The organism is Cytobacillus oceanisediminis (assembly GCF_003182355.1).
Taxonomy (GTDB): Bacteria; Bacillota; Bacilli; order Bacillales; family Cytobacillaceae; genus Cytobacillus; species Cytobacillus oceanisediminis_A.
Map to the genome: position 1 here is coordinate 12,280 of NZ_QGTW01000023.1, position 15,731 is coordinate 28,010.

The following is a 15,731-nucleotide window of genomic DNA, read 5'->3' on the forward strand; positions in this document are numbered from 1 at the left end:
AGGAAATGCCATTTGCCCGGGCAAGTATGGAAACAAGTATAAAATCCAGAAAAAAAAAGCGCCTAAAAGGCGCTTTCGGCTTTTCTTATTTATCCTTACGTTCCTCATCAATCGCAGGAGGCGTATCCGCTTCTGCAGGGCTTGAACCTTCCCGTGCTTCAGGAATTTCGCCTGATTCAGCAGGATCATCTTTTTTAATGCTGATATTCACTTTAACGTCATCAGCACTTTCAATGGCAGCTACTGCACGGTCAGGAAGCCTGCCATGTTCCGATAAATGCTTAATTTGCTCTGCATCAAGCGTTTCGACTTCAAGCAATGTATTTGCAATCAGATTCAGCTTATCACGGTTTTCTGTTAAGAGCTTTCTCGCTCTTTCATAAGATTCCTTGATGATGCGCTGGATTTCAAGATCGATTTCATATGCGATAGCATCTGAATAGTTCTGTTCATTATGGAAGTCACGTCCAAGGAAGACCTGGCCGCCCTGAGACTGTCCGAACTGCAATGGCCCAAGCTTGTCGCTCATACCAAATTCGGTTACCATACGGCGGGCAATGCCTGTTGCACGCTGGAAGTCATTATGGGCACCTGTACTCACTTCGCCGAACACGATTTCTTCCGCAACACGTCCGCCAAGCAAGCCGACAATTTTATCAAGAAGCTCCGGCTTAGTCTGGAAGTAGCGGTCTTCTTTCGGAAGCATAACTGCGTATCCGCCAGCCTGACCACGCGGTACGATTGTAACTTTATGAACCATTTCAGCTTCATCAAGCACTAAACCAATAACTGTATGGCCTGCCTCGTGGAAAGCAACGATGTTTCTTTCCTTTTTGGAAATGACACGGCTTTTCTTGGCTGGTCCAGCTATTACACGGTCTGTTGCTTCGTCGATATCCTCCATGTCCACTTTCTTCTTATTGCGGCGGGCTGCTACAAGTGCTGCCTCGTTCAATAAGTTTTCAAGGTCTGCACCCGAAAATCCAGGTGTACGCATGGCGATGCTCTTTAAGTTAACTGACTCATCCAAAGGCTTGTTGCGGGCATGTACTTTAAGCACTGCTTCACGGCCTTTGACATCTGGGCGGTCAACCGTAATCTGTCTGTCAAAACGTCCCGGACGCAATAATGCCGGGTCAAGAATATCCGGACGGTTAGTTGCAGCAATGATAATAATTCCTTCATTTGCTCCAAATCCATCCATTTCAACTAGAAGCTGGTTAAGGGTCTGCTCACGTTCGTCATGTCCGCCGCCAAGGCCGGCACCACGCTGGCGCCCTACAGCATCAATTTCATCGATAAAAATAATACATGGAGCGTTCTTTTTTGCATTTTCGAATAGGTCACGGACACGGGAAGCACCCACACCTACGAACATTTCAACGAAATCAGAACCGCTTATTGAGAAGAATGGAACGCCTGCTTCACCGGCTGCTGCCCGTGCAAGCAAGGTTTTACCTGTTCCCGGAGGTCCTACAAGAAGCACCCCCTTAGGAATTCTCGCTCCCAGTTCAGCAAACTTGCGCGGGTCTTTAAGAAACTCAACGACCTCAACAAGTTCCTGCTTTTCCTCATCGGCTCCTGCTACATCTTTAAAACGCACTTTCTTTTTGCTTTCATCGTAAAGCTTGGCTTTACTTTTGCCGAAATTCATAACACGGCTTCCTCCGCCCTGCGCCTGGTTCAGCAGGAAGAAGAATAAAATAAAGATAATGATGAAAGGTATTATTGAAGTAAAGAATGTTACCCAGCCGCTTGTTTCCTTGGCAGGCATTACTTCAACCTCAGAAGTTTGAGCCATTTCATCAATTCGGTCAAGGATATTATCATTATTCATGATATAAGTCAGGAAGTATTTTCCTTCCTCATATCCTTCAAGCTGTCCCCGTACTTCAAAGACACCTCTCTCGGGCTGTAATGAAACTGACGTAATTTTGCCACTTTCTAATTCATCGACAAATTTATTATAAGAGATGTGCTCAGTTGGTTCATTGTTGCCGTTAAAAAAGCTGACAACTCCAATAATGACTAAAAATATTAATAAATAAAAGATGGTATTCCGGAAGATCCGATTCATCCCTTACCTCCTCCCACGGTAAACAAACTATAGTGTATAGTATCATAGAAAATCGTGCCAATACAAGGAATTAGACTTTTCAAAAACCGGGTGTTTCTCTTTTCAGTAAAGGGCTTAACTCAGTATCAATCTTATAGTTTACTTAATCATTATTGCTGTACACCTCTGGCTTAAGGACTCCAATATAAGGAAGATTGCGGTATTTTTCTGCGTAATCCAATCCATAGCCCACTACAAATTCATCAGGAACGATAAAGCCTACATAATCTGCTTTGATATCTGCTTTTCTGCCTGTCGGCTTATCAAGCAGTGTAACAATCTTAATACTTTTAGCTTTTCTGTATCGGAAAAGTTCCACAAGGTAGCTAAGCGTTAAACCGCTGTCGATAATATCTTCAATAATAAGGATATCTCTTCCTTCTACGGATGTATCAAGGTCTTTTAGGATTTTCACTTCACCTGAAGAAACCATTGCATTGCCGTAGCTTGATACATCCATGAAATCCATCTCAAGGTATGTATCCACGCGCTTCAAAAGATCGCTCATGAAAGGCATAGCCCCTTTTAGAACTCCAATTGCCAGCGGGAATCGGTCCTTGTATTCTTCAGTAAGTTCAGCAGCAAGGGATTTGATTTTATCCTGCAGCTCCTCTTCTGAAATTAATACTTTTTCAATATCATTTTTCATCATTTATTGTGCCCCCTAGAAGATCATTGCTTTATGTATTTTAAATTAATATAACTAGCACCAGACATATGCTGCATTGAATAATGGGATTTTTTCAAGCCGGGAACCCATAAGATACGGCCATGTGCATCGGTGACAATCGGCCATGTTTCCCTTTCCTGCAGCGGTATTTTATTATCAATGAAAATGTCCTTAATTTTCTTGGTTCCCTGCATCCCTTTAAGGGTCATGCGGTCTCCGGCACCTCTCGTCCTTATAATAAGCGGAAGAGAGAGATCTTCCCTGTCTAATAGCAGGGTATCATTGTTTAGATTTCCATCAGGACAGTCAGTATATTCAAATATAATGGATCCGCCGTTTGGGAGTTTAATGATTGCAGGTTCGGAGACTTGAAATTCATAGGATTGTACAGGTTCCTTCGGGAATTGGAAATGGCATTTCCGGTAGGAGCGTACAATATGTAAATCGTTTGGGAAATTTAGTTTTCCCGATGGATGAGGACTTTTCATTAAGGAAAAAATGCTCTCTATATGAGATGCGGATAAAGATGCAGGTCTTTCCTTGTAAAGATAGTTTAATATTAGTTGAATACCTCTTCTTTGTAAAGGCATTGGCATTGCCTCAAAAGCATCAATATCCAGGCTAATTTCCTCATCTGTTTTCTTTTCCATTACTGTATTCATTTCATGGACAGTTAATTCCTGCAGATATGCCTCATCACTTTGCAAATCTTCACTAAATCTTTGAAAATGCTCATGCACTTGAGGGTTTTCTTCTCTCAGGAATGGGAGAACCTCTTTTCTGAAGCGGTTTCGGCTGTAAATGCTTTTTTCATTGCTGGGATCCCGCCGTGGTGTAATCCCCTCTTTAAGGCAATACTGCTCAATTTCGTTTCTGTTCAGGCATAAAAACGGGCGAATGATAAAGCAATCTGCAAATGGGCGCATAAAAGGGATTCCTGCTCTAGCTTTCCCGGTACTTCCCCTTGTTAACCGCATTAAAATAGTTTCTACCTGGTCATCTCCATGATGCCCTAATGCAATGTAGTCCACATCATGTTTTTCTGCGATTTTTCTAAAAAAGCTGTATCTGCAATCCCTGGCTGCTGCTTGGGAACTCTTTCCCGTCTTCTCTATATACTCTGGTACATCAATTTGCTCCATTTCAAAAGTGATTTCCCTTTCAGTGCAATAATCCCTGACAAACATGGCGTCTCGGAAAGATTCATCACCTCTAAACATATGATCGACATGTGCAGCAATTATTTCAATATTAAATTGATGTTTATAGCTCCAAAGGTAATGGAGCAGGGCAATCGAATCGGGGCCGCCTGATACCCCAATTAAGAGCTTCTTTTTATTTAGTTCAATTTCCTTTCTCTTAAGGAAAGCTCTAACTTTTTCATCGAGCATAGGCTACTTCCTTATCCATTTTAAAATATATTTTTCTTTACCCTTGCCACGGGGCATATAATCCTTGTGCATAAAAAAGCATATCATTTTTTCCATATAAAGTGAAACTTCCGTCAGTGAGTGTTTTTCCTCACTGATGAGGCCCGCATTATGCGGGTCACTCAGACTAAATCGCCACAGGATGTGGCGATTTAGTCTGAGTTCTGCTATCAGGGCTTTTACGGGCCGTTGATCCTTCATCTAGAATTCTTTTTGCTCTCTCTAGAACTCTCAGGTGAGGGTCTTGCTGCCTGTTAATGCGGGATAAATATCAAAAGTGAATATGTAACCTTTATTTACGGCCCAGCTCCTAAAAGGTTTCATTTTTCTTAAAAAATTAAAGAAGCTGTCCATAAATATATAAAAAATATAGAAGTGTCACAATCAGGACGATTAACATGGTTTCAATAAAGCCGCCCTTTTTCTTCTTTTGGAGGTATGCCTGCCGGCTGACAGGCTGGCTTCTGGATGTATGGGCTGTTTTCCGGTTAGGTGTACTCCTAGGTCCTGAGCTTGAACGTGTCAGCTGGAGCATATCGTTTCTCATTTCATCAGCCGAGGCATAATTGCCTTGAAGCGCATTTAAGATAACATCTTCATATTTTAAGAGTTCTTTCTTTTGCCTGACCATCAATTTTAGCTGTTTAAGATCTCCGGTGCTTTTGCTGAACCTCTTCGGATAAGCTGTATTAATTAAAATCATTGCGGCAGCAAATAAATCATAAGGTGGGTCAGCTTTCCGTGTCCCAAGTCCCCAATATCCCCTGTCATAAAACTCTGTGAATTCTTTAATTGCCCTTCCCTGGACTGTCGTCCCTCCCACATCGATTGTCCGTATTTTAGGTGGAGGTCCTGTTACAATCAAATTGTCGGGCTTTAAATCGCCAAAAACCCACCCGTTCTTATGCAATGCCTCCAAATCGCTTAACAGCTGGACGATTAAGACACCAGTCCAGGATGGTCCCTTTTGACGAATAAACGTTAGCAAATCGGGGCCTTGTATGTATTCCATAACATAAAAGGAAATTTTGCTGCTCCTTCTTTCCCAATCATCAACATCAAGCAAAGAAGGCCCGAGGGCAGAGCCTTGGACCTTTGCAAAGGATTTAAGGACGTTCACTTCAGAGGTTATGGACATCCCGTTATCGCTCATCTTTAGAGCAACCTGCTGATTTTGGCTTTTTGCCAGATAAACAATCCCATTTGCACCGTAACCCAGTTCCTTTACAATTGTGTAACGGTTGCGGTGCCACTTTCCTTCAATCACGGTACCAGGGTTTACTTTACACTGACTCTTCAAAGAATGATTCATCATCACGGGAAAGCAGACTCCTTAATGAACGTTTTTTCTTAAAATATGTTAGTGCTTCACGGATGGCAGGGCCAGTTGGTGTAATGCCGCCTGTTGTCAATTTAGAGAATATGCTTGTCAATGACTCAAGCTTTGGTGTCCAGTCCAGCAATTTTTCGACATCTTTCTTTTTCCCGGGAAATACAAAAACGGAAAAACGATTATCACCGGATCGGGCATTCAGGCTTAAAGACAGATCCAGCAGAGCTTCCTTTACTGTTGGGAGCTTATGCTTCATACTCGCACTTGTATCGACCAATACCAGCACTTCAAGTTCGACTGTCTCACCAAGTTCATCGACAACTTCCATCACTTCTCCCCGCTGATCAGGAGGGAGGTCTTCCATTGTTTTCTCACCGCCCAAAATCTGCTGCAGCTCTTTGTTTACGACCCCCTGAAGAGTTTGGGTCATCGCTTTCCTTGTTACCATTTGCACCGTCTGCGATAGCTGCTGTGCATAGACAACCTGGCTGACTCCGCCGCCAGACATGGCAATTCCTTCAATCTCGCTCATGCCCTGTTCATCAATCACATCATGCTCCATGACTCCTATCACATTGACTGTAATCCCTTGCTCTTTTGCCAGGGCAGCCATTGCAATTGGATCTTCACCCTGATTCGAACAGCCATCCGTTATCAGCAAGATTTGCTTAAGTGTTCCTGTTTTCATGAAACTCCCCTCCACTTCTGAGTTGTTATCATTTTCGACTGAAAAAAGGGGAAATATACATAGAATGACTTTGTTATGAGCAAATTAATCAGTTGGCTTTTTGGCGGACTGCATGAACCGGAATGCTTGTCCACTTAGGTGTATTATGTTTGATCCTTGATACCACAACAGTCATATCATCTTCAATATTTCCTGATCTGGACCTAATGACTTCTTCCATAATTAAATCTGCCACTTCCTGAGGATCGTCTGTCTTTAACTCTGTTATTTTCCGCTTCATCCACAAATCAAAATTCTCCACATGCTTTGGCCCTTCAAAAACTCCATCACTCATCATGATTAATAAGTCGCCGGCTTTTAGCTGCTCACTTACAACATCCACATCAAATTCCTGGATAATGCCCATCGGAAGATTGCTGGCCTGGATTTTCATTACTTTATGACCTCTTTTAACAAAGCTTGGAGTAGATCCAATTTTCAAAAATTTCGCGTCGGCATTTTGCAGATCAATCATGGCCAAATCCAAGGTTGAAAAGATTTCATCGGTCGTCCTTAAAGATAGGACTGAATTAACTGATTTTATTGCAACTTGCTCCTCAATTCCCGATTGAAGAATTTTTTGCAGCAGCAAAAGGGTTTCTTTGCTTTCCGCATGGGCACGTTCTCCGTTGCCCATGCCATCACTGATGGCAATGGCATACTTGCCGCAGCCCAGTTCTATAGTTGAATAACTGTCCCCTGAAATTAACCCGCCGTCTTTCGCCGCATGCGCAACTCCGGTTTCTACCGCAAAAGCCTTCGCCGAACGGAAGGTTACATGGCAAAAGCCATTTGGAAAGGCAGCGCATTCCTCAGAATTTACTAATATCGTTTCTCCGAGAATATCAGATAACATCGGGGCAATCAGCTTTTCACATTCTCCATGTCCCTGGCAGTACGGGATGGTCATATCAATGTCAACATTCCCCTGTTCAAGGCTATATATTTCAACTTGCTCGATATGAATGCCAAACTCCTGAAGTGCCTCCAGGATCTGCTCTTCCTGTTTATGATGGTTCTCACGTTCCCTTTGAATCTCCTTCGCAAAGTCGCCCATCACTTCAGAAACACCCATCAACTGGTCGGCCACAAGCCTTCTGCTTTCCTGGACCTGCTTTTTCAGCTTTTGGTTGGCCTTAAAATAGGTCAGCTCCTGCTGAACTGCTTCAGTCACTTTTTTGGATCTTGTACAGTACTTTTCCCAATCCCTTGCAAGCTTTGGCGATAGCACTCCCTGATTATTGTCCACATCATGCATAATATCCATCATATATTCATAGGTTGTATTAAAGTTCTTTGACCAGCAATGGTCTTTCTTGAAACAAGTCTGGCATGTTTTTTCTGTTACATTGCTTAGAAAATAATCCATTTCTCTATCATTACCGTCTTCCCATTCCGATGGCTCATCGTGGGCAGAGAAGCTTTTGGATAAGGCTTGAAATACACTTGAAAACTGTGCAACCCGCTGTGCTGTTACATCCCGCATTTTTCGCATATACTGCTGCTGTTCTGCAGCATACTCCGGTGTTCCCGGTATGTGCTTTGCCAACTTTGCCGTTAATGCCTGAGGGGTTAAGAGAAACAGTAATATAGCAGCGCCTGTTTCTGACAGGGTCTTCATCAGGTTACCGCTTCCTTCACCATACATACCCATCAGCAGCGTTGCTATCAGCAGTCCGAATGCCACACCGAACTTTTTCCCTTCTTTTAAAAGGCCTCCGAGCAACCCTGAAAAAGCAAGCAAGCTCATATGATAGAAACTTGATATATTGGCAAGGGAGAATATTAACCCAGTTACCACCCCTACAGTAGAACCGACCGTTGCTCCTGCTACAAATGAAAACAGCAAGACAAGATAGCGGGACATAATATGCTCTACTGAAAGATCATAAACTGTCCACCCAATTGTTCCTGTCATAACAGAAGCCAGCATAATAATAAGACAGACGATTTCTTCCGTTTTCAGCGATTGCCTGCGCTTATTGATTGATAGCAGCGGAAGTCCTTGAAGAAAAATAAGAGTAAGAATGAAGCCCAGGCTAGACTCAACACCAGCCATCATCCCATCATATAATGCGAGCTGGCCCTTATCAATAAAGGCCTCAATCAGTTTTCCTGCCAAAATGGTGAAAAATACATAGAAGGGCAAAGCCCTAATTTCATTATTCAGCCATTTTTTCGACACCCTAAAGGCAAACAAGAATATGAATGTGATTCCAAAAGCGGATACAGCATTCGATATGGATAAAGTGGCTGCACCTGCAATCAATCCCACTAATGCGAGCGGAGCCTTATCTCTTCTTATAAAATAAACCGCAGCGAAAAATGGAAGGCTAAAAGGGGTTAGCTTCGCTAATATCAAGGCTCTTCCAAGCAAAAAGCCAATGATCAGCAGAACATAGCCTTTTTTAAGAAAGAAATTCTCCAACCCTGATTGGAGCTTTTTTAAGCCTTTGGCAAATTCGAGTTTCGGTTTGTTAAATGGCACTTCTCCGATCGGCTCCATTACATTCCTTTCTACCTTTTCCATTAAACTACACTCCCCTTATTTTTATCGTTGCAGACAATTATAAAAGCCAGCTCCTCAGAAGTTTGTCAAAATAGCGGACAAGCCCGGACTTTTCGTTCGACGGTTTTCCACCTTATATGGGGTCAGAAAACAATATTTAAGTTCAGTCTAAGTGTAGATATATAACACATTGACAGAAAAAGTGAAGAAAAGCTTTGAAAAGACTGCTTTATAGAACGTCGAACTGCCTGGAAAAAATTGACGAAGCATCTGGGTGGGATTGCGACATATTTCTTTTAATATTTTATTGACTTCTTTTTTAAAACTTTGTATTATAAATCTTGTGCTTTAAGGCACAACTGTTAATCTATGAAAATATGGCGGTGTAGCTCAGCTGGCTAGAGCGTACGGTTCATACCCGTGAGGTCGGGGGTTCGATCCCCTCCGCCGCTATCAAAGCACGCGGAAGCGCGTTGCCCAGGGGCGACAAGCATAAGACAAGGTGGCAGAAAGGTTGTACTTTACCTTTTTGACAGATTGGCTTATGACCTCGAGACCCTACGCGCTGAAGCTGAACTCCTATAATTTAGGAAGCTACAAAAATTGAATTTTACCAAGGCCCGTTGGTCAAGCGGTTAAGACACCGCCCTTTCACGGCGGTAACACGGGTTCGAATCCCGTACGGGTCATTTCAAAGAAGCGTCAGCCTTAGGCTGATGCTTTTTTGATATAAAGAAAGGTTTTATACCCAAACTAAAATATTACTAAACATCTAGAAGCGCACAAAAAAACAAGCCCGGTGCGGACTTGTTTTAATTTACTCTGCTATATATCAAGATCAGCAGCAAGTTATCCCCGTCTTGCGCCTCTTCCTCCACGTTTGGATTCAGTGTGGCGTTTTAGTGATGACAGACGATCTTCGCTATCCTTTAAGAATCGAGCCATTTTTGATTCAAAATTCTCTTTGGATGGGCGGTTATCATTTGTTCTGCCATGACGAGGACGGCCAGAATTTGAATGTCCTCTAAATTCTTTTCTGTCGCCTCTTTCAGGTCTTTCAGATCGCTCAGGCCGGTCTTTTGCCTTCTTGATGGATAAACCGATCTTGCCATCCTTTTCGACATTAATGACTTTCACTTCGACCATATCACCTACTTTTAGGTGATCATTAATATCTTTGACATAATTGTCTGCGACTTCACTTATGTGCACCAGACCGGTTGAGCCTTCCGGCAGCTCCACAAATGCTCCGAAATTTGTAATACCTGTGACCTTTCCTTGTAACTTGCTGCCTACTTCGATTGACATTAAAAAAATTGCCTCCTTGAAAGATATAAAGTGAAACTTCCATCAGGGTAATTAGTGATTATGACATCATACATCTACAGCTTTTCCAAGCCTTACAGAATTATATTTTCACACACATCCACTGATGGTTAGTTGAGGCCCGCACGATGCGGGTCACTCAGACGTTGCCACAGGATGTGGCGTTTTTAGTCAAAGTTCTTTTAACCGGGCCTTTACAGGCAGTTTCCTTTTTAATAACCTCATTAAGCCTTACTTTATAAGCGAAGGGTTACTGCCTGTTAATCTGCGATAAATCATACTTTCTATATATTATACAGAATTCAAAAAAAAAGTGTCAATACAGCCTCTAGTCGGTTGATTTTTCCTTATTCTTCTTATTCTTCTCTGTCTCTTCAGGGAGATTAAAAATGATTTCATTATTGTCGGATAAGAAATAGTCCTTCCTGGCAAGCTTTGCTATATATTCATCATCATTCAATTTAACAATTTCCTCTTCAAGAATGACTTCTTTCTTCTGTAGCGCAGCTAGCTCCTTGTCAAGCCGGTTTTTCTCTTCCACTTTTTCTTCCAGAGCAACAGATTGCGAAACGAGTGTAGAGATCATAAAAAAAGAAAGTACGGCTGCCAGTGTAAAAAAGGCTGCTAATCTTCTAAATAAAAGCTTTCTTTTCCGGCCCGCACTGATCTCTGCCGCTTCCTGCTGTCTGACATAGCTTGTTTCAATTTTGGCTACATTTCTTTTCTTGCTGACACTCACTTTCGCATTCCCTCCTTACTCTTTATGCTTTTTCCACTTTGAGATCCACTTTAAAACATAATTCTTTATCTGCTGTAAATATCCTGCCAATTTATTATATAACTTCTCGACGGATTTTTTAATATTTTTCGGCAAAAGTTTCCACAAAAGTGACAAAATCCATTTGACAGGCAGAAAAATCACCTTTAATGTAAACCAAATGACCCGTAAAGCGATTTTCAAAAGGGAATAAAGTCCCTTTCCAAGCATAACAGTGATGGCAATCAACGCGGTTATAAGTCCTTGGAAGGGTTTATAAATGACTAGAGTAAACGCCTTAACTAAAAAGCGGTATATGGAGATTGCCATTCTGATGGAAATCTCCAATACCCGCAAATACATTTTTTTAAATAAACTTTGATAAGCGGCAAAACCGCATAGCAAGGCAACGAAAATATAAAACCTCAATTCACCTTTATTAACCAGAAATAAAATATAAAAGATAGCCAATCCCTGCAGCAGCCAAAAAAGGATATCGTTAATAAAAATAATCCAGCTTTTACGCTTGGTCCTCTTAAGAAAACGATTATAGGTATCAAGGGCAGCCCCAAAGACACTTCCCATGCCGATCATGGCCAGCATGGTCATAAATTGAGTGGTCAGTGTCATCGGAATAATTTGCTAAAGAAACCTTTAGCTTTATCTCCATTCTGATCGTCTATATATACGAGGTCAAATACCTTCCCCTTTATGGAAACAATTCCCTTGTCTACATCCAAATTCTTCATCTGCAGATTCTGCCCTCTAATCGCCAGGAAGCCCATCACCGTTTCCAGCAAAAACTCTTCATTATCAAAGCTTTCTACCTGTTTGACCCCTGTAATATCCAGCAGCCTCCTGCCCCTCATAATGACATCATGCTCCTGGGTATTCACTTTGTTTGAACTTGACTCATAATATTGGCTCATAATTCATCCCTCGCAATCACATAGTACAACCTTTTTGTACATGTTTATGAATAGGGATATAAAAATAGAACAAGCCATTAAGAAAAGCGGAAGGCTCTTGGTTAAGCAGAACGCAGACTAAAGACGCCATGTCCTATGGCAACGTCTGCATGACCCGCTTCCTGCGGGCCCAGCACAAGACGAGTCTCACGGAAAGGTGTTTTTTACCTTTTTAGGAGGAATGGCTTGTGCTCTCGAGGGGGGTAGGCACTTCTCCTAAAAGCTAACGCTTATAATCGTGCGGTGATTTCCCTGCCAAAGCGTTCCTTGTGGAGCTGGACAGGTATCAAAGTTCAAAGATTTCCAGCTCTTTCAAAAAAATTATGCTTCAGTTTCGGCCTTTTCTTCCTTTATAATTGAATACATTTCCGCAGCCTCTTCCTTCCGGGTCGTTTCCTGCAGGCGCTCCACTTTAACAGTAACCAGCTTTTGTCCAAATCGGATTTGAAGCTCATCCCCAACTTTAACGGTCGAGCTGGCCTTAGCCTGCTGGCCGTTAATTGAAATCCTTCCCTGATCGGAAACTTCTTTTGCCAGTGTTCTTCTTTTAATAAGCCTTGATACTTTTAAAAATTTATCCAATCTCATTTGTCCGCCACTCCTCTTGTTACACTATTTTAGTATCCTTTTGCTTTTGCTTCATTCCAATATTCATCAAGCTGCTCTAGCGTATAGTCTTCAAAATTTCTGCCGCTTTCCTTTACACGTTCTTCCACATATGAAAAACGGCGGATAAATTTTTCATTCGTTTTTCTTGTCGCTTCTTCCGCATCAATTTTATAGAAACGGGCGATATTGACCAGCGCAAAAAGAATATCTCCAAATTCCGCTTCCATCTGGCTGCTTTTATTCCTTGCTTCTGATTCGAATTCAGAAATCTCTTCCTTCACTTTCTCCCAGGCGGGTTCGACTTCCTTCCAATCAAAGCCAACTTTTGCCGCTTTTTTTTGAATTTCAGCAGCCCTCATTAAATTAGGGAAAGATTTAGGCACATTATCCATAATGAATTCCTGCTTCTCACCTTTTTCTTCCTGTTTAATGCTTTGCCAATTTTTTAAAACTTCCTCTTCATTTTCAGCCTGTACATTACCAAACACATGCGGATGGCGGCGGACCATTTTCTCAGAAAGTCCCTGAATGACATCATCAATGGTAAAATAGCCTTCATCCTCCCCAATCTGGGCATGAAGCATAACCTGAAGAAGGACATCTCCAAGCTCTTCTGCCATATGGTCGCTATCTTCATTATCAATTGCTTCGATCAGCTCATATGCTTCTTCAATTAAGTACTTTTTCAGTGAACCATGGGTCTGTTTAAGATCCCATGGGCAGCCGTTCGGCCCACGCAATTCAGCAATAATGCTTCGAAGCTTTGAAAAACCCTTATATAAAATCGTTTCATCCTTCGCAGGCGGCACATATACAGAGGTTAAGTTATTCAGCTCCATATCATGGTCAAGCTCATGCAAAGGAACTTTTCTAATTTTCTCTTCCTTGCTGCCAGCAGCCGTCACTATAAATACCTCATAGTCATAAGGCAGCTTTTCCATTAGTGTAAGCTTGACTTCACTGGCTGCAAATTGGTCATACACCTGTCCAATAATGACATGCTGTTCAACTTCGATTTCATCCCTGTTTAAATCGGTTCCATCAAGGAGTTGAAATCCTTCGATTGGATCGATTTTCAATGCTTGAAACAAAGGGTCGAGGAAACTCTGTCCTCCTCCGATCTCTATCTCAATATCCTTATTTGGCGCTCGCTCAATCAGAAGCTGAACCGTTCTTTCTGCCACGAGCGGATGGCCTGGCACTCCATATGTAATATCATTAGCCAGAGCTGCCTCCAGCAGGGATTCGCATATTTCCTCATAAACCTCTTCAAACTGACCGTGTTTTTCATATACGCTATCAAAAGACTGATACTGCAGCCCTTCTTGCTCGAGGTCACGGAGAACAGGATGCTCCTTTGTCCGTAAATAGAGGGCACCTGAATTTTTAAGCTTTTTATAGACACCTAAAGGAAGCTGATCCAAATCTCCCGCTCCAAGCCCGAGAATGGTTATTTTTTTCATAAAATTATTCATCTCCTATTCTTTTTAGGCAGCAAGAACATTAATTTGCTTCCAAATGGAAGCAGAGCGAGCTCTTCCTCTTTAAAAGTATTCCCTTTAAACACAATGAACAAATAAGTGAAGCCTCCTAAAACTACAGCACTTAATGCCTGAAAACCAGCATAGAGCCGGTCATGTTCAAAATCTGTGAACTTTCCTGTTGCCTGGAGGTATAGCTGTAAAACAATGGACATGATGGCCGCTGCCAAACCAACGACAAATAAAAAACGGATGGGAAGCAGTGGTATTTTCAAATAGCTCCGAAGCTTGAATATAAGAAGCAGCAGAACCGCTGCAAGAGCAAGGCAGGATGCTGCTGCTGCACCAATTGTTCCGTACGATGGTACCAATAGTATGTTCAATCCATACTTAATGACAATGCCCAAAAGAATCGCAGCCGCCGGAAAAAGGATAAATCCCAGTCCCTGCAGAATAGCTGTAATGGTTATAATCATCGAACTCAAAAAGATTAAAATACTAAGAATTGAAAGGACATCCGATCCGGATATATTTTCAAAAAGCATAACATTTGCAGGTTCAATAATATTCCATAACCCAGCCGTCGCACCAGCCCCAACGAGAATGCCTATTTGCAGAGCAAGCCTGATTTTATCATGCAGAAAAGCAGCCTGGTTTTTCATTTTTTCTTTGGAGATAAGCGGTACAAGCGACAAAGACATCGACGTCGCTACGACCATGCCAAGCTGCACAATCGGCTGGCCGCGGTCATACACACCTTTCAGCTCTTTCGCCTGTTCCCCCTCATAACCGGAGGATACCAGGAGCGAGTACAGATTTAATGAATCCGCCAGCTGGATAAAAATAAGGACGAGGCTGCTGATGCAAATCGCGAACCCCTGGATGATAAGCACCTTGGCAATTTTGACGCTTTTTTTAAAATCAATTTCAATTAACGATGGAAGATTCCTTCTTTGTTTTATATAGAAAAATGTAATTAATATAAGAGCGGCAGTAAATCCGCCGGTTATTGCCCCCAAAAGGGCGCCCCCTCCCACAATATAGAGAGAGTATCCTCCCCGTACCAATAAAAAGGCTGCAAGCAGAATGGTTGCGACTCTCACAAGCTGTTCCCCTACCTGTGAAACAGCAGTAGGAACCATATTACCCTTTCCCTGAAAGAAGCCTCTTAACATAGAGACAATGGGAAAAATGAGAAATACAACCGCGACCACCTTGAGCAAAACTGCAAGCTGCGGGTCGTTCATCCTGGCAGCCAGCCAATCTGATCCCCAATAAAGAATTGAGAATCCTGTAAATCCTATTATTGTCAGGACAAGAGCAGAGACCACGAATAAATTTTGGACATCCTTTTCCCTTTCTAAAGCAGCCTGTTCGGCATAAAGCTTGGAAATCACAACAGGAAATCCATATGTAGATAACACTAAAATAATCCCATAGAAGGGATACACCTGCTGATAAATATAAAAGCCTACATCACCGACAATGTTTTGAAAAGGCACACGGTAAATAGCGCTTAGAATTTTTGTTACAAGGGCAGCGACCGTCAGGATAAAGGCCCCTTTAAATAGATCGCCTGATGTATGAACGGGCTTCAATTGCCCATCTCCTTCCAAATGAATTCGAAAGTATTATAGCATATCAGGGATGATACATCAGATTGCTTTCTTTTTAAATTTAAAATACGAATTGTTTACAGCCAGGGTTAAACTTTGCGCGGATTACAGGCTTTTGTGCGCGGCTGTTCCTCGTTTTCGCGCAGGTCCCTGCGATTTGTACGCGAATACCATGTTTTTTGCAGGGAT

General features: G+C 42.2%; 13 protein-coding genes and 2 tRNA genes. 2 read left to right on the forward strand and 13 right to left on the reverse strand.

Features of this window, described 5'->3' with window-relative positions:
* Nucleotides 1-85: 85 nt before the first annotated feature.
* From ftsH to spoIIE, 6 genes are all read right to left on the reverse strand, one after another.
* Nucleotides 86-2,077, reverse strand: coding sequence for an ATP-dependent zinc metalloprotease FtsH (gene ftsH / locus DFO73_RS26465; RefSeq protein ID WP_110067652.1), 1,992 nt, complete (start codon nt 2,075-2,077; stop codon nt 86-88).
* 142 nt (nt 2,078-2,219) lie between these two features.
* Nucleotides 2,220-2,765: a hypoxanthine phosphoribosyltransferase gene (gene hpt, locus DFO73_RS26470; protein WP_199749550.1), complete on the reverse strand. Its 546-nt coding sequence runs from the start codon at nt 2,763-2,765 to the stop codon at nt 2,220-2,222.
* Between the two features lie 23 nt (nt 2,766-2,788).
* Nucleotides 2,789-4,177, reverse strand: a complete 1,389-nt coding sequence (tilS, locus tag DFO73_RS26475) for a tRNA lysidine(34) synthetase TilS (RefSeq protein ID WP_110067654.1) — start codon at nt 4,175-4,177, stop codon at nt 2,789-2,791.
* Between the two features lie 376 nt (nt 4,178-4,553).
* Entirely contained in the window at nt 4,554-5,531 is a 978-nt protein-coding gene (locus DFO73_RS26485; protein ID WP_110067656.1) for a serine/threonine protein kinase, read from the reverse strand.
* Nucleotides 5,500-6,237 (reverse strand): vWA domain-containing protein, encoded by a 738-nt coding sequence (locus tag DFO73_RS26490; RefSeq protein WP_110067657.1) that lies wholly within the window; start codon nt 6,235-6,237, stop codon nt 5,500-5,502. Before DFO73_RS26490 ends, DFO73_RS26485 begins: the two co-directional genes overlap by 32 nt.
* An 88-nt stretch (nt 6,238-6,325) precedes the next feature.
* The gene (gene spoIIE / locus DFO73_RS26495) at nt 6,326-8,806 is read right to left on the reverse strand and encodes a stage II sporulation protein E (protein ID WP_110067658.1); all 2,481 of its coding nucleotides are present in this window, start codon (nt 8,804-8,806) and stop codon (nt 6,326-6,328) included.
* Between the two features lie 358 nt (nt 8,807-9,164).
* Here spoIIE and DFO73_RS26500 point away from each other — a divergent pair.
* Nucleotides 9,165-9,238: transfer RNA gene (locus DFO73_RS26500), tRNA-Met, on the forward strand.
* Between the two features lie 164 nt (nt 9,239-9,402).
* Nucleotides 9,403-9,474 (forward strand) — tRNA-Glu (locus DFO73_RS26505).
* Between the two features lie 160 nt (nt 9,475-9,634).
* Here DFO73_RS26505 and DFO73_RS26510 read toward each other — a convergent pair.
* From DFO73_RS26510 to DFO73_RS26540, 7 genes are all read right to left on the reverse strand, one after another.
* Nucleotides 9,635-10,093, reverse strand: a complete 459-nt coding sequence (locus DFO73_RS26510) for a S1 domain-containing RNA-binding protein (protein ID WP_110067659.1) — start codon at nt 10,091-10,093, stop codon at nt 9,635-9,637.
* Nucleotides 10,094-10,439: 346 nt separating this feature from the next.
* Nucleotides 10,440-10,850 (reverse strand): FtsB family cell division protein, encoded by a 411-nt coding sequence (locus tag DFO73_RS26515; protein ID WP_110067660.1) that lies wholly within the window; start codon nt 10,848-10,850, stop codon nt 10,440-10,442.
* Between the two features lie 15 nt (nt 10,851-10,865).
* Nucleotides 10,866-11,498, reverse strand: a complete 633-nt coding sequence (gene yabQ / locus DFO73_RS26520) for a spore cortex biosynthesis protein YabQ (protein ID WP_110067661.1) — start codon at nt 11,496-11,498, stop codon at nt 10,866-10,868.
* On the reverse strand, nt 11,495-11,797 hold the full coding sequence (gene yabP / locus DFO73_RS26525; protein ID WP_026583004.1) for a sporulation protein YabP: 303 nt from the start codon (nt 11,795-11,797) through the stop codon (nt 11,495-11,497). The genes yabQ and yabP overlap by 4 nt, the downstream gene beginning before the upstream one ends.
* A gap of 360 nt (nt 11,798-12,157) precedes the next feature.
* The gene (locus DFO73_RS26530) at nt 12,158-12,424 is read right to left on the reverse strand and encodes an RNA-binding S4 domain-containing protein (RefSeq protein ID WP_110067662.1); all 267 of its coding nucleotides are present in this window, start codon (nt 12,422-12,424) and stop codon (nt 12,158-12,160) included.
* Between the two features lie 29 nt (nt 12,425-12,453).
* Nucleotides 12,454-13,908 carry a nucleoside triphosphate pyrophosphohydrolase gene (gene mazG / locus DFO73_RS26535; protein WP_110067663.1) on the reverse strand — a complete coding sequence of 485 codons (1,455 nt, stop codon included), beginning with the start codon at nt 13,906-13,908 and terminating at the stop codon, nt 12,454-12,456.
* Nucleotides 13,909-13,916: 8 nt separating this feature from the next.
* Nucleotides 13,917-15,524, reverse strand: a complete 1,608-nt coding sequence (locus DFO73_RS26540) for a putative polysaccharide biosynthesis protein (RefSeq protein ID WP_110067664.1) — start codon at nt 15,522-15,524, stop codon at nt 13,917-13,919.
* Between the last annotated feature and the right edge of the window lie 207 nt (nt 15,525-15,731).

Bases quoted from the DNA above. Each gene is read 5' to 3' on its own strand.
- ftsH (WP_110067652.1), bottom strand. From the start codon at position 2,077: ATGAATCGGATCTTCCGGAATACCATCTTTTATTTATTAATATTTTTA.
- hpt (WP_199749550.1), bottom strand. From the start codon at position 2,765: ATGAAAAATGATATTGAAAAAGTATTAATTTCAGAAGAGGAGCTGCAG.
- tilS (WP_110067654.1), bottom strand. From the start codon at position 4,177: ATGCTCGATGAAAAAGTTAGAGCTTTCCTTAAGAGAAAGGAAATTGAA.
- DFO73_RS26485 (WP_110067656.1), bottom strand. From the start codon at position 5,531: ATGATGAATCATTCTTTGAAGAGTCAGTGTAAAGTAAACCCTGGTACC.
- DFO73_RS26490 (WP_110067657.1), bottom strand. From the start codon at position 6,237: ATGAAAACAGGAACACTTAAGCAAATCTTGCTGATAACGGATGGCTGT.
- spoIIE (WP_110067658.1), bottom strand. From the start codon at position 8,806: ATGGAAAAGGTAGAAAGGAATGTAATGGAGCCGATCGGAGAAGTGCCA.
- DFO73_RS26510 (WP_110067659.1), bottom strand. From the start codon at position 10,093: ATGTCAATCGAAGTAGGCAGCAAGTTACAAGGAAAGGTCACAGGTATT.
- yabQ (WP_110067661.1), bottom strand. From the start codon at position 11,498: ATGACACTGACCACTCAATTTATGACCATGCTGGCCATGATCGGCATG.
- yabP (WP_026583004.1), bottom strand. From the start codon at position 11,797: ATGAGCCAATATTATGAGTCAAGTTCAAACAAAGTGAATACCCAGGAG.
- DFO73_RS26530 (WP_110067662.1), bottom strand. From the start codon at position 12,424: ATGAGATTGGATAAATTTTTAAAAGTATCAAGGCTTATTAAAAGAAGA.
- mazG (WP_110067663.1), bottom strand. From the start codon at position 13,908: ATGAAAAAAATAACCATTCTCGGGCTTGGAGCGGGAGATTTGGATCAG.